14 protein-coding genes and 1 tRNA gene are annotated in these 12,699 nt (G+C 58.9%); 4 read left to right on the top strand and 11 right to left on the bottom strand.

Annotation, left to right across the window (positions count from 1 at the left end):
• Window positions 1-26: 26 nt before the first annotated feature.
• Window positions 27-770 carry an LOG family protein gene (locus ACVWYF_RS07145; RefSeq protein WP_457066517.1) on the bottom strand — a complete coding sequence of 248 codons (744 nt, stop codon included), beginning with the start codon at window positions 768-770 and terminating at the stop codon, window positions 27-29.
• 377 nt (window positions 771-1,147) lie between these two features.
• Complete coding sequence (locus ACVWYF_RS07140; RefSeq protein ID WP_457066067.1) at window positions 1,148-2,377, bottom strand: Glu/Leu/Phe/Val dehydrogenase dimerization domain-containing protein; 1,230 nt, start codon at window positions 2,375-2,377, stop codon at window positions 1,148-1,150.
• A gap of 245 nt (window positions 2,378-2,622) precedes the next feature.
• Here ACVWYF_RS07140 and ACVWYF_RS07135 point away from each other — a divergent pair, with 245 nt between their 5' ends.
• Window positions 2,623-2,943 (top strand): ArsR/SmtB family transcription factor, encoded by a 321-nt coding sequence (locus ACVWYF_RS07135; RefSeq protein WP_168671712.1) that lies wholly within the window; start codon window positions 2,623-2,625, stop codon window positions 2,941-2,943.
• 54 nt (window positions 2,944-2,997) lie between these two features.
• Here ACVWYF_RS07135 and coaE read toward each other — a convergent pair whose 3' ends face one another.
• The 8 genes from coaE to ACVWYF_RS07095 all read right to left on the bottom strand — a co-directional run bounded on the left by coaE (window position 2,998) and on the right by ACVWYF_RS07095 (window position 9,325).
• On the bottom strand, window positions 2,998-3,606 hold the full coding sequence (gene coaE, locus ACVWYF_RS07130; protein WP_457066065.1) for a dephospho-CoA kinase: 609 nt from the start codon (window positions 3,604-3,606) through the stop codon (window positions 2,998-3,000).
• Window positions 3,607-3,644: 38 nt separating this feature from the next.
• Window positions 3,645-4,286: a hypothetical protein gene (locus ACVWYF_RS07125; RefSeq protein ID WP_457066063.1), complete on the bottom strand. Its 642-nt coding sequence runs from the start codon at window positions 4,284-4,286 to the stop codon at window positions 3,645-3,647.
• 48 nt (window positions 4,287-4,334) lie between these two features.
• Window positions 4,335-4,670, bottom strand: coding sequence for a preprotein translocase subunit YajC (gene yajC / locus ACVWYF_RS07120; RefSeq protein ID WP_457066061.1), 336 nt, complete (start codon window positions 4,668-4,670; stop codon window positions 4,335-4,337).
• A 27-nt stretch (window positions 4,671-4,697) separates the two neighbouring features.
• Window positions 4,698-5,198, bottom strand: coding sequence for a DUF1573 domain-containing protein (locus tag ACVWYF_RS07115; RefSeq protein ID WP_457066059.1), 501 nt, complete (start codon window positions 5,196-5,198; stop codon window positions 4,698-4,700).
• Window positions 5,199-5,332: 134 nt separating this feature from the next.
• On the bottom strand, window positions 5,333-6,331 hold the full coding sequence (locus ACVWYF_RS07110; protein ID WP_457066057.1) for an isocitrate/isopropylmalate dehydrogenase family protein: 999 nt from the start codon (window positions 6,329-6,331) through the stop codon (window positions 5,333-5,335).
• Window positions 6,332-6,459: 128 nt separating this feature from the next.
• Window positions 6,460-6,771, bottom strand: coding sequence for a YtxH domain-containing protein (locus tag ACVWYF_RS07105; protein WP_457066055.1), 312 nt, complete (start codon window positions 6,769-6,771; stop codon window positions 6,460-6,462).
• A gap of 141 nt (window positions 6,772-6,912) precedes the next feature.
• Window positions 6,913-8,109, bottom strand: coding sequence for a transcription antitermination factor NusB (gene nusB / locus ACVWYF_RS07100; protein WP_457066053.1), 1,197 nt, complete (start codon window positions 8,107-8,109; stop codon window positions 6,913-6,915).
• 124 nt (window positions 8,110-8,233) lie between these two features.
• Window positions 8,234-9,325 (bottom strand): Glu/Leu/Phe/Val dehydrogenase dimerization domain-containing protein, encoded by a 1,092-nt coding sequence (locus tag ACVWYF_RS07095; RefSeq protein ID WP_457066051.1) that lies wholly within the window; start codon window positions 9,323-9,325, stop codon window positions 8,234-8,236.
• Window positions 9,326-9,602: 277 nt separating this feature from the next.
• On the opposite strand from ACVWYF_RS07095, the gene ACVWYF_RS07090 reads away from it, so the two are divergent.
• Complete coding sequence (locus ACVWYF_RS07090; protein WP_457066049.1) at window positions 9,603-11,387, top strand: ABC transporter ATP-binding protein; 1,785 nt, start codon at window positions 9,603-9,605, stop codon at window positions 11,385-11,387.
• An 87-nt stretch (window positions 11,388-11,474) separates the two neighbouring features.
• Window positions 11,475-11,867: a VOC family protein gene (locus ACVWYF_RS07085; protein WP_457066047.1), complete on the top strand. Its 393-nt coding sequence runs from the start codon at window positions 11,475-11,477 to the stop codon at window positions 11,865-11,867.
• Window positions 11,868-11,946: 79 nt separating this feature from the next.
• Here the strand turns inward: ACVWYF_RS07085 and ACVWYF_RS07080 are convergent, their stop codons facing one another.
• Window positions 11,947-12,417, bottom strand: a complete 471-nt coding sequence (locus ACVWYF_RS07080; RefSeq protein ID WP_457066045.1) for a T9SS type A sorting domain-containing protein — start codon at window positions 12,415-12,417, stop codon at window positions 11,947-11,949.
• 177 nt (window positions 12,418-12,594) lie between these two features.
• On the opposite strand from ACVWYF_RS07080, the gene ACVWYF_RS07075 reads away from it, so the two are divergent.
• Window positions 12,595-12,668: transfer RNA gene (locus ACVWYF_RS07075), tRNA-Pro, on the top strand.
• Window positions 12,669-12,699 lie beyond the last annotated feature (31 nt).

Raw genomic sequence — 12,699 nt, 5'->3', positions numbered from 1 at the left:
CCGTCAAATCTGCAAAAATCCGTGGTCTAGAAGTTTGGCGACAGCAGGTACTTGTGGTAGAAGTCGTCGATGATTTTCACGGCCTCACTGGCATCGTCCACAATCTGCACCAGCTGCATGTCCTCGGCCGAGATGTTGTGCTCTTCGTGCAGCATCACGTCCTCAATCCACTTGAACAGGCCGTTCCAGTAGGCCGAACCCACTAGCACGATGGGGAAGCGGCTGATTTTCTTGGTCTGAATCAACGTCATGGCCTCAAACAGCTCATCGAGCGTGCCGAAGCCACCGGGCATGCCCACGAAGGCCTGCGCGTACTTCACAAACATCACCTTCCGCACAAAAAAGTAGTCGAAGTTGATGCACTTGTCCTGGTCGATGTAGATGTTGTGGGTTTGCTCGAAGGGCAGCTCAATGTTGAGCCCCACCGACTTACCGCCCTCGGCGCGGGCACCCTTGTTGCCGGCTTCCATGATGCCGGGGCCACCGCCCGTAATAACGCCGTAGCCGTGGCGCACCAGTTTGGCCGCGATTTCCTCGGCCATCTGGTAGTAAGGGTTGTCCGGCTTGGTACGGGCCGAGCCGAAGATGCTCACACAAGGGCCGATTTTGGACATCTTCTCGAAGCCCTCCACGAACTCGGCCATCACCTTGAAAATCTGCCAGGAGTCGGCGATTTTGATTTCGTTCCAGTCCTTGTCCACAAAGGCTTTACGCAGGCGCTGCTCGTCCTCGATGGCCAGGGCGGTCTGGCCGTTGGTGGTCTGGCGCATCTCCGTGATGGAGGTGAGCTTGTCGTCGTTGACGTTGGGCTGCTTGATGGTTTTGCCGCTGCCGGCATTCAGCATGTCGTCGGAGACCTTGGTTTTGCTGGTCTTGGCTTTTTTCAGAGTAGACATATTATTCAATTGGGAATTCCTACCAAAACAAAATCGCCCCGAACGCGGGGCGACCAAAAGTAGGGCGTCAAAGTTATCGAATTGTTACCAAATAAAAATGCTGCGACTACAATGTTATAGAACAAAACCAGACAGGTCATGCTGAGCTTGTCGAAGCATCTCTACCGCAGTAGTAAATAATTACTTGTGCAGTAGAGATGCTTCGACAAGCTCAGCATGACGTTCTGGAAATTCGACGCAATTGCATGACCCTACACCAGCTGCCGCAGCGCCATCTCGAACGAGCGTTGCGCGATGCCGGTGGGCTGCGCGTTCTCGGCGTGGGTGCGCTCCAGAGCCGCGCCGATGATGTGCGAAGTATCGGCGAAAATGGCCTGGTCGGTGATTTCGGCCCCGGTTTCCATGAGGTATGCAAAGACTCGGGCCATGCCGCAGTTGGCAATGAAATCGGGGATGACGGCCGTGCGCTCATCGGCAAAGACGCCGGTGGGACCGAAGAAAATCTCGGGGTCGGCAAACGGCACGTTGGCCCCGCAGCTGATGACTTTGAGGCCCCCGGCCAGCAGCTGCTCCACCTGCTCACGCGCCACGAGGCGCGACGACGCGGCCGGAATAAAGATATCAGCTCCTATCGACCATACTTTCTCGTTCACTTCCTCGAAGGACAGTAGGTTATCGGCCGTGAGGGCATTGCCCTGGCGGGCCAGCAGCAGTGCCCGGATTTCTTCCAGCCCGAAGCCCTCAACATTCAGCAGCCCACCGGCCCGGTCGATGATGCCCACGATGTGGACGCCCTGCCCGGCCAGGTAGTAGGCCGCCGCCGCGCCCACATTGCCCCAGCCCTGGATGATGGCGCGCTGCCCGGCCAACTCCGTGCCGGGCCAGAGGCGGTAGTAGTGGCGCACGGCCTCGGCCACGCCGTAGCCGGTGATAAGGTCGGCCACGGTGTACTTGCGGGCCAGATTGGGCGAGAATGTGGCATCCTCCACCACCTTGATAACACCCTGGCGCAGCTGGCCGAGCTTCTGAATCTTCTGGGGCTCGGTAGCGTGGTAGTGGCCGGTTACTACGCCTTCCTGCGGGTGCCAGAGGCCATATTCCTCGGTGATGGCGATGACTTCGTGAATCTCGTCCACGTTGAGGTCGCCGCCGGTGCCGTAATAATTTTTCAGCAGCGGAAATACGGCGCGGTACCAGCGCTCCAGCACGCCGCGCTTGCGGGGGTCCTGCGGGTCGAAGTTGATGCCCGACTTGGCCCCGCCGATGGCCGGCCCCGATACCGTGAACTTCACCTCCATGGTCTTGGCCAGGCTTTCTACTTCGCGCTTATCGAGACCTTTTCGCATGCGGGTGCCCCCACCGGCAGCTCCGCCCCGTAAGGAGTTGATAACGACCCAGCCTTCGGCTTCGGTTTCGGCATCTTTCCACTCGAAGACGATTTCGGGACGCTTGTTTTCAAACTTGGTGAGCAGGTCGAGCATAGGACAAAAAGGATAAGAAAGAATGCCAATAAGCAGAACAACAAAGGTAGCCCCTGCTCCCGAAGTGGCCGGAAGGCAGGAATAGGATTTCAGTAAGAAATAAAAATGAATAAATATTAAAGTATTTTAGGAATAACAAACCCCTTTAACGCTATTTTGCGTAATCATTAGGAACTAGCTCAGCAGTACCGCTGTATTGCACTTATTCTACTCTTCCATTCCCCCCCTCACTTTTTATCGACTTCATGAAACCATTGCATTCGCGTGTAGAAGCGCAACAGCTGGACCGCGCCGCGGCTATGCTCAAGGTTCTCTCGCACCCTAAGCGCCTTGCCATTGTGGACCTGCTGGGAAAGACTAAGGGCAAAGACAGCCAAATGTCGGTTACCGACATCTACCAGGCGCTCGACTTGCCCCAAGCCATCGCCTCGCAGCACCTCATCACCCTTAAAGACCGGGGCGTGTTGAAGTCCAGCAAAATTGGTACGAAGATTTATTACTCACTGGCGGTGCCCCAGCTCCTGAAAGTGATTGATACCTTGGAAGATTACTCGGGCCGCATTTAAGCTCCCCAGCGTCCGAAGGATAAGGCTGCCCCGCAAGAGGCAGCCTTTCTTCGTTTACGGGGTGGCCGGTGGGGTGCTGAAGGCCGCGTGCAACGCCAGCACCTGCGGCAAGAGTGGCTGCACATCGTCGTTGGTCAGCACGTAGTTGGCCCGTGCTATTTTTTCTTCCTCGCTGAGCTGCTTGGCCATGATGGCCTGCACGTCGGCAGTAGAGCGGTGCGGGTCGCGCCGCAGCACGCGGGCCGCCCGCACCGCCAGCGGTGCAAACACGGTGATGACGCGGTCGAGTTGCCTGTAGGAACCGGCCTCGAACAGCAGGGCGGCTTCTTTGAGCACGTAGGCGTGGCCGGCCTGCGCCTGCTCCCTGGCCCAGCGCTCAAAATCGGTACCTACGTGCGGGTGTACCAAGCTGTTGAGCTGGGCCAGCAGCGCCGGGTTGTTGAATACGGTGCCAGCCAGCACGGGCCGATTTAAGCGGCCGGCAACATCGTACGTATCGGGGCCAAAAGAAGCGGTGAGCTGCTGGCGCAACTCCGCGTCGTTTTCCATCACCCAGCGGGCGCGGGTGTCGGCATCGTAGATGGGCACGCCCAGCGCATGAAACAAGCGGCTGACAATGCTTTTGCCTGAACCGATTCCGCCGGTAATGCCGATGCGCAACATGGGAAAACAGAGGTTTGGATGTAGTATGCGGCAAGAAACTAGCGCCGCGTCTGGCGCAGGCGCACCGTGGGCACGGAGGCCCGAATCCGGGCTGGGGTTTTAACGTCTGCCTCCATTTCCTCCGCCCTGCCACGCGCTGAGGACTGCGGCGGCACAATGGGGTAGGGGCTGGGCAGTGCCTGCACCAAGCTGGCCGGCCCCCGAAACGTGACCATTGCGGGCGTGAAGCTGGCCTTGTAGCGCCGGGCCGAGTCGGGCGGCAGGGCCAGCGGCAACCGGCGGCTGACGTAGCGGTCGAAGGTGAGGCGTAGGGTATCGCCGGCCCATTCGGTTACCTGCACGCCTTCCAGCGCGTTTTGCAGGCCCCGGTGCCAGGCGGTGGCGGGCAGGTAGCGGGTGCCTGGCAGCGGCACCGGGCGCAGGTCGGCGGGGTGGGTGCCCCAACCCAGGTTGGCGCGCAGCAGCCGCCAGCCCTGGCCCGTGACCGTGACGGGCAGCGCCGTCGGCAAAGGCCGCATGGGCACGTAATGCACGGAGTCGTAGTGCCAGGCCAGCGGGAAGTTCAGGCGGGTGGTGTAGGTTTTGTTCAGGGCATTCATCTGCCAGAACAGGCCCGCTGCCAGCAGGCAGGCCGTGATGGCCCGGTAAAAGCTGGGCTCCTGGCCCGCGAAGGGCCGCACGAACCAGCGCAGAAGCCTGCTTGCCCGATTCAGCGGCCCGTCCATGACTTAGGCGGCGGCGATGGTGTCGGCCCCGGTGCCGGTGTTGGCCTTGTTGCCCACTTCGCGGGCAATGGCCGAGCGGTCGAAGCGCAGCTTGGTGCCCCGGTCCACTTCCACCACCACGGTGTCGTCGGTGAGCTCCACAATTAGCCCGTGCAGGCCGCCGATGGTGACAATGCGCGAGCCCTTGGCCAGCGACTGGCGGAAGGTTTTGGCATCGGTGGCCCGCTTTTGCTGCGGCCGAATCATGAAGAAATAGAAGACGCCAGCAGCAATCAGCAGGAAAAGCGGCTGGGCGTAGTCGGCACCGCCGGCGGCTTGCAGCATAAGGTTCAGGAACATGGCGTTGGAGTAAGAAGCGGGAATAGGCTAGTTAGCCTTGGGGGTGAGCACGTTGCCCTTGATGAGAATGGTGGTGATGCTGGGCTGCGTATTGGCCCGCACCGCCACCTGCTTGCTGATGATGCCCTGCTTGCCCCGGCTGTCGAACTGCACTTCCATTTTGCCCTGCGCACCGGGAGCCACGGGCTCCTTGGTCCAGCTGGGGGTAGTGCAGCCGCAGGAAGCGGTGGCATCCTCAATGAGTAGCGGCGACTTGCCGGTGTTGATAAAGGTAAACGTGTGGTGAACTTTGGTATCGGGCTGAATATCGCCGAAATCAAACTCGGCTTCGGCAAATTTCATTACCGGAGCATTAGGGTTGGGCGCTTCGTTGTCGCTCACCACGTTGGGGTTGTCCACAGTCGGGTTGGCGGCATCAGATTCGATAGTTGCGGCGGCGTTGACGCCTTCGGTGCCTACTTCGGCGGTTTTGTCGCGGTTGCAAGCTGCCAGCGACAGGGCGGCCGCCAGTATGAGGTACTGTTTCATATGAGTTAAGAGGTTGTTGTAATAATCCGTCATCCTGAGCTTGCGAAGGACCTTATCAAACCAGAACAAATTGCTCGGTGGTAATAAGGTCCTTCGCAAGCTCAGGATGACAGATGGGGCACAACCGTATAAAATTACAACTTGTCGATAATGCTTTGGGCAAACTGGCTGGTGCTGGCTTTGCCGCCGAGGTCGCCGGTGCATTCTGCCTGGTTCATCAGGGTGGCTTCCAGGGCTTTGTCGATTTTGTCAGCCAGGGCGTGCTCGCCGAGGTAGTGCAGCATCATGATACCCGAGCGGAGCAGGGCGGTGGGGTTGGCTCTGCCCTGACCGGCGATGTCGGGGGCCGAGCCGTGTACGGCTTCAAAAATGGCCATGTTGTCGCCGATGTTGGCCCCGGCTACCACGCCCAGGCCGCCCACGAGGCCGGCGCAGAGGTCAGACAGGATGTCGCCGAACAGGTTGGTGGTCACCACCACGTCGAACTGCTCGGGCTTGTTCACGAGCTGCATGCACATGTTGTCGATGATTTTATCCTCGAACACAATCTGCGGAAACTCGTTGCTGGCTTCTTTGCAGGCATTGAGCATTAGTGTGCCGGCCATTTTCAGGATGTTGGCTTTGTGGGCCAGCGTTACCTTTTTGCGGCCGTGCTTGGCGGCGTAGGCAAAGGCGGCGCGGCAGATTTTGCGCGAGCCGGCCACCGTGATGCGGTTGAACGAGTCGGCAATGCCGAGGCGCTCGTCGTACACTTCGAGGCCGGAGTACAGGCCTTCGGTGTTTTCGCGGAACAGCACGAGGTCGATGCCCTCGTAGCGGGTGTGGATGCCGGCCGTGGTTTTGCTGGGCCGCACATTTTGGTAGAGGTCGTACTTCTGACGCAGCGTGATGTTGATGCTGCGGAAGCCTTTGCCAACCGGCGTAGTAATCGGACCTTTGAGGGCCACCTTATTCTTTTCCAGCGACTTGAGCAGCGAGGTCGGAATCAATTCTCCCGACTGGTCGAACGTTGTTTGGCCGGCGTTCTGCTCTTCCCACTGAATGGGCACCTGCGCGGCGGCAAAAATATCGGTTACCGCTTTTGTGATTTCGGGGCCTATGCCATCGCCGGGAATAAGGGTTACTACGTGCATCGTACTGGTAATAAATGACTGAATGAGAAAGCAAAGAACGGAATGAGGGAATGAGGGAAGACTGAATTTTCATCGGCCTTTCACCCATTCTCTCATTCCGTCAATCACTTAGGCACCCGTAAAAAAAATTAAGCGCCCTTGCGGGAATTGATTTGGTTGATGAGCTGGTCAACATCGCCGAGCAATTGTTCGGCTTTGGATTTGGCATCGGAAATCACGCGCTGGCCCTCGCTTTTGGCTGAGGACTGGCCCATGCCTTCGCGGCTGGTCACGAGGCTGTCGGTGAGGTCGGCAAGCACCGAGCGGTACTTTTCGAGCTGGTAGCTGAGCCAGGAACGGGTTTCGGTGCCGGGTTCGGGGGCGTAGAGCAAGCCAAGGGCTGCGCCGGTGAGGGCGCCGCCCGCGAAGCACAGGATGCCGGTGGTGGTTTTGCTAGCCATGGTCGTCGGGGATTGGGGAAGAGAGGTGAGAGTGTTTTCAGGTCTGCGTACGCAGAAACGCGGCCGTAGATGCAAAAGTGGCTATATCGGCCCAATGTTCAGCCGCAGGCCACAAAGTTGCCGCTGGCCGGCACCTGCGGTTTACTGGTTGTCCAGCAAGCCGCGGCCCGATTTACGAATGTCGCCGCTGGCGGCCAAATCCGTCGCCAGCTTGTCCAGAATACCGTTAACAAATTGTTTGCTCTTGGGCGTGCTGTAGAGCTTGCTGATTTCAATGTACTCGTTGATAGTGACTTTCACCGGAATGCCGCGGAAGAGCTGCATCTCAGTAAGCGCCATTTTCAGGATGATTTTGTCAAGCAATGCCACGCGCTCCACGTCCCAGTTCTGCACCGAGCCGGCGATGAGCTTCTCCATCTTGTCGTCCTCGATGAGCGTCTGCTTGTAGAGGGTTTCGGCAAATTCGCGGTCATCGGCCCAGTTGGCCGAGAGGTTCATCAGCTCCTGCGTAGACTCGGCGGCGAAGGGCAGCATTTTCAGCGTCTTCAGCACCAGGTTGCGCACGATGGGCCGGTTTTCTTCCCAGTTCAAATCGTCGGACTCCAGTTGGCGCGGCAGCGCTTCACCTTTGAAAACGAAGTCCTTGTAGATATGACGCAGGATTTCGAGGTCCGTATCGTAGTCCATATCGGGCTGGTCGATGTCCTTGCCGTTGAGGTAACTCCGCACGGTTTCGTCGGTCTTCATTTCCTCCCAGCCGGCGCGCAGGGCTTCCAGCTCCTCATTGCCTTCCCAAGCCAGCTTGCGCCGGATGGTCTGGCTCTGGAGCTGCTCGTTGGCCATGAGCTTAACAATGGCTTTGTTCTTATGCAAACGGGTGGCATCCTGGGCATCCTCGCGCGGGCCGAGGCGGCGGCGCTCTTCGCGGCTTTGCTCTTCCTCAATCACGCCGAGCAGGGCGGCGGGCAGGTTCAGCAGGTGCAGGTACTGGTCGTGAATGCTTTCGGCCCCCACCAGCAGCTGCCCGCCGTAGAACTCGCCGTCCTTCTTCACCTGGTTCTGGAAGGAGTTGATGGCATCGGTCACGGCCTTGTCCACGGCTTTGTCGTCCGTTTTCTCGGGCATGGTGCCTGTGCGGTACCAGTCGCGCAGCTGGGCTTCGCCCATTTTGCGCTGGCCTTCCAGCTGGCGGCGGTCGGGGGCCTCTTTGGCCGTCAGGTCGGGCTCGAAAGCAGCCGCGATGCGGTCCTGCGCCAGCATCAAATCGGCTCCCACCGCCTGGTGGTAGGAGTAGAGCGACTGCATGACTTTGATACGGAGGAGACGGCGGTTGAGCATTTCTTTTAGTTAAGAGTTATAAGTTAAGAGTTAGGAGTTGAGTGTTATGAGTTTGGCTGGCTAAGCGAGTTAAGCCAAGGTCCTAACCAACTCGTAACTCTCAACTCCTAACTCTTAACCCCTTTTAGTACGTCGACTTCACCTTGCCCACGCTGGCGATGCGCTCCTTGGCCTGCTTGATGGCGGCGGCCTGCGGATGCGTGCCTTCTTCTTCGGCCTTGGCCAAAACCTGGAGGGTGAAATCGTAAATTTTTTCGGTCTGGGTGAGGGCACCCTGGCGGCTGGCCCCGGTTATTTCGGAGTACACGTTGATGAGGCCGCCGGCGTTGATAAGGAAGTCGGGGGCGTACACGATGCCACGGCGCACAAGCTCGGGGCCGTGCTGGTTTTCTACTTTGAGCTGGTTGTTGGCGCAGCCGGCCACCACGCGGGCCTTCAGGCGCGGAATGGTGTCGTCGTTGAGCGTGGCACCCAAGGCGCAGGGCGAGTAAATATCCATTTCCTGGTCATAAATCTCATCCAGGCCCACGGCGGTAGCTCCGAAGCGGTTGGCTGCATCCAGGGCGCGGTCTTCGTAGTAATCGGTCACGATGAGCTTCGCGCCCTCTTTCTGGAGGTGCTCCAGCAGGTAGGTGCCCACATGGCCCGTGCCCTGCACGCCAATGCGCTTGCCGGCCAGGCTCTCCGAGCCGAAGGCTTTTTTGGCGGCGGCTTTCATGCCCATATACACGCCGTAAGCCGTCACCGGCGAGGGGTCGCCGCTGCCGCCCATGCTCTCGGGCAGGCCGGCTACGTGCTTGGTTTCCATGCGGATGTACTCCATGTCCTTGGTGGTCATGTTCACGTCCTCGGCTGTGATGTACTTGCCGTTCAGGTTCTTCACGAAGCGACCAAACTTGCGCAGCAGTGCTTCGGTCTTCAGCGTCTTGGCATCGCCAATGATGACGGCCTTGCCGCCGCCCAGGTTCAGGCCCGAGATGGCGGCCTTGTATGTCATGCCGCGCGAGAGGCGCAGCACGTCGTTCAGGGCCTCTGCGTCAGACGCATAATGCCACATGCGGGTGCCGCCAAGGGCCGGCCCGAGCACGGTGTTGTGGATGCCGATAATGGCTTTGAGGCCGGTTTCGTGGTCGTGGCAATACACCACTTGCTCGTGCTGATGCTCGGCAATCTGGCCGAAAATCGACTCGGGAGCGACAATTTGGGTTTCAATCATGGGAAATGAGTTGAAGGATGGTGGGAATTGTGGGATGGATGGTTGGGAAGAGTGCGGTGTAACTTTGTTGGGTTATATACGCAACAGCAGAACGTCATGCTGAGCTTGTCGAAGCATCGCTACCGCTTCGTTGAATCGTATTGATTACTGATGCGGTAGCGATGCTTCGACAAGCTCAGCATGACGTTCTTTTTGGTGCTGTTTTGCAAGAAAACTATTCTTTCAGGCCGCAAAAGTACCGCTATTTTCCCAAACCGGCCCCTTCCCAACCTTGCCCGTGCGCGCACTCAACGCCGTTAACCCCTTCATTTTCCGCTACAAGTGGCATTTCCTCGCTGGGGTGCTGTTCGTGGCGCTCAGTACCTTGCTGGCCATTTTTCCGGCCCAACTCGTGCGCTACGCCTTCGATTTGGTGAACGAGGGCATCGACCTCTACCACCTCTACGCCGGCACCGAAGCGCAGAAAGGCGTGTACCAGCTGTTTGGGCGCAACGTGCTGTTCTACGGCATGCTCATTATCGGCTTGGCCTTGCTGCGCGGCATCTTCCTGTTCTTCATGCGGCAGACGCTCATCGTGATGTCGCGCCACATCGAAAACGACCAGAAGAACCAGATTTACCAGCACTACCAGTCGCTGCCGCTCAGCTTCTACCGCCGCCACAGCACCGGCGATTTGATGTCGCGCATTTCGGAGGATGTGAGCCGGGTGCGGATGTACCTCGGGCCGGCCATCATGTATTTTCTGCAACTCGTGCTGCTGTTCCTTCTCATCGTGCCGCTCATGCTCATCGTGAACGTGAAGCTGACGCTCTACACGCTGCTGCCGCTGCCGGTACTGTCGGTTAGCATCTTCTACGTCAATAATTTGATTGAGCGGAAGTCGGACGAGATTCAGCGGGCGCTGTCCGGCATGACGACCTTTGTGCAGGAGGCATTTTCGGGGATTCGGGTGCTGAAATCGTTCGTGCGGGAACAGGACTCGCACGCGCAATTCTCGGCGGCCAGCAATGAGTATAAAGAAAAGTCGCTGAGCCTGAACTTCGTGAACTCGCTGTTTTTTCCGCTCATCCTATTTCTCATTGGCCTTAGCACCCTCATTACGGTTTGGGTGGGCGGGCAGGAAGTGATTCGCGGCACCATCACGACGGGCACCATCGCCGAGTTCCTGATTTATGTGAACCTGCTCACCTGGCCGGTCACGGCCCTGGGCTGGACATCGTCGCTGGTGCAGCGGGCCGAGGCTTCACAGGTCCGCATCAATGAATTCCTGGACCAGAAAACGGACATTATTTCGCGCCAGAATGTGCAGCGCGAGCTGGTGGGCGATATCGTGTTCGAGAACGTGTCCTTCACCTACCCCGACACCGGGATTCAGGCCCTGAAAAACGTGAGCTTCCGCGTGAAGCCGGGCCAGACGCTGGCCGTCATCGGCAATACGGGCTCGGGCAAAAGCACCGTGGCCGCGCTGCTCTGCCGCCTCTACGACGTGTCGGCCGGCGACATTAAAATCGACGGTACCGACGTGCGCGATTATTCCTTGCGCGCCCTGCGCGGCCAGATTGGCTACGTGCCGCAGGACGTGTTTCTGTTTTCCGACAGCATTCGCAACAACATCAACTTCGGCCTCGACCAGCCCGATGAGGCCCGGATGCTGCAAGCCGCAAGGGATGCCGACGTGTACGAGAATATTATTGCTTTCCCCGAAGGCTTCGATACCAAAGTGGGGGAGCGCGGCATCACGCTCTCCGGCGGCCAGAAGCAGCGCGTGAGCATGGCCCGCGCCCTAGTGAAAGAGCCCAAAATCCTGATTCTGGACGACTCACTCTCCGCCGTCGATACCAAGACGGAGAATGCCATCCTCGGCAGCCTTCAGCGCATCATGGCGGCGCGCACCAGCCTCATCATCTCGCACCGCGTGAGCTCGGTGAAGCTGGCCGATGAAATCCTAGTGCTCGACGATGGCCTCATTGTGCAGCACGGCACCCACGATGCCTTGATGGCCGACGCGGCTGGACTGTACAGAGCGTTATATGACCGGCAACTGCAAACCGAGGAAGTGTAAAATGGCGGATTTGTGGACTTGTGGAGTGGTGGATTTGCTATTCTGTCTATGCCGCTCCGCCAACCCACCACCCCACAAGTCCACCACATGAACCAACGCCTCGCCCACGTCACCCTGCTAGTTCGGAACTACGACGAAGCTATTGCCTTCTATACCAACGTACTGGGCTTTGCCCTGGCTTCTGACTTGGACATGGGCGGCGGCAAGCGCTGGGTGGTGGTAGCGCCGCCCGGCCCCGCCGGGTGCAGCCTGCTGCTGGCCGAGGCCAAAACCGAGGAGGAAAAACAGGGCGTGGGCCGGCAGGGCGCGGGCCGCGTCTGGCTGTTCCTCCACACCGACGACTTCTGGCGCGACTTCCCGGTGTTGCAAGGCCGGGGCCTACGCTTTCTCGAAACGCCGCGTAGTGAAGTATATGGTCACGTTGCCGTTTTTGAAGACCTGTACGGCAACAAATGGGACTTGCTGGAGCCGTTGAGCTAATCGATTTCGCCCGCACAAAAAAAGGGGCCGCCATGCTTAGCATGACGGCCCCTTTTTACTTCAAAAGCGAAAGCCGCTGCTATTGTCCAATCATGACGCGGCGCATACCGGTTTTTTCATAAGCCGTGCAGCGCACAATGTAGGCCCCGGCGGGGAGCTGGCTCACGTTGAGCACGGCCGGGGTCTGGCCGTTCATCATGGTGTGGGTGATGACCGGGCGCCCGCCCGCGTCGCTCACTTCCACGCGGGTGGGGCCGGGGTTGTCGGTTTTCACAGTGAGCTTGCCGGCCACGGCATCGGCCTTCACCTTGATGGCGTTGGGGTTGGCGGCGGGGGTTTCGGGGGCCAGCGCAATGTGGCCCGCGCCCTCGGCCGCTGGCGCAGCGGCCACCGCGGTGGCGGGAGCCGCCACTACACCGTTGGGCAAAATTGCTTCTTCTTTTGCCGGAGCAGCCGAGGCGGCGGCGGGGCTGGCCGGAGCCGGAGCCTGGGCCTGTGCGGCAGCCGAAGCCAACGTGCTGGCCAACACAAGTAGTAATAACTTTTTCATAAGTAGGATAAGAACAAGATGAGGTAAAATGGCTTGCGTAAAGCTAAGCAATTCCGGGACTGGTTGGGCCAAAACCGCTCCAAAAACCGGCCCCAGGCCACTGCGGGCAAAACTTTATTTACGCGGTGCTTGCACCAGAATCAAAAATAACCTTACCTTTGTCGCTCCAATACCAATCGGGGTGTAGCGTAGCCTGGTATCGCGCCAGCATGGGGTGCTGGAGGTCGTAGGTTCGAATCCTGCCACTCCGACGGAAGAGCAGCCGCTCTTGTAAAGCCTCCG

The organism is Hymenobacter sp. UYAg731, from assembly GCF_054061335.1.
This window is presented reverse-complemented; position numbering and strand designations above follow the sequence as displayed.

What these genes read in the sequence shown, in the direction of transcription:
- ACVWYF_RS07145 (WP_457066517.1), bottom strand. Translation starts at nt 770, where the DNA reads ATGCGCCAGACCACCAACGGCCAGACCGCCCTGGCCATCGAGGACGAG.
- ACVWYF_RS07140 (WP_457066067.1), bottom strand. Translation starts at nt 2,377, where the DNA reads ATGCTCGACCTGCTCACCAAGTTTGAAAACAAGCGTCCCGAAATCGTC.
- ACVWYF_RS07135 (WP_168671712.1), top strand. Translation starts at nt 2,623, where the DNA reads ATGAAACCATTGCATTCGCGTGTAGAAGCGCAACAGCTGGACCGCGCC.
- coaE (WP_457066065.1), bottom strand. Translation starts at nt 3,606, where the DNA reads ATGTTGCGCATCGGCATTACCGGCGGAATCGGTTCAGGCAAAAGCATT.
- yajC (WP_457066061.1), bottom strand. Translation starts at nt 4,670, where the DNA reads ATGTTCCTGAACCTTATGCTGCAAGCCGCCGGCGGTGCCGACTACGCC.
- ACVWYF_RS07115 (WP_457066059.1), bottom strand. Translation starts at nt 5,198, where the DNA reads ATGAAACAGTACCTCATACTGGCGGCCGCCCTGTCGCTGGCAGCTTGC.
- ACVWYF_RS07110 (WP_457066057.1), bottom strand. Translation starts at nt 6,331, where the DNA reads ATGCACGTAGTAACCCTTATTCCCGGCGATGGCATAGGCCCCGAAATC.
- ACVWYF_RS07105 (WP_457066055.1), bottom strand. Translation starts at nt 6,771, where the DNA reads ATGGCTAGCAAAACCACCACCGGCATCCTGTGCTTCGCGGGCGGCGCC.
- nusB (WP_457066053.1), bottom strand. Translation starts at nt 8,109, where the DNA reads ATGCTCAACCGCCGTCTCCTCCGTATCAAAGTCATGCAGTCGCTCTAC.
- ACVWYF_RS07095 (WP_457066051.1), bottom strand. Translation starts at nt 9,325, where the DNA reads ATGATTGAAACCCAAATTGTCGCTCCCGAGTCGATTTTCGGCCAGATT.
- ACVWYF_RS07085 (WP_457066047.1), top strand. Translation starts at nt 11,475, where the DNA reads ATGAACCAACGCCTCGCCCACGTCACCCTGCTAGTTCGGAACTACGAC.
- ACVWYF_RS07080 (WP_457066045.1), bottom strand. Translation starts at nt 12,417, where the DNA reads ATGAAAAAGTTATTACTACTTGTGTTGGCCAGCACGTTGGCTTCGGCT.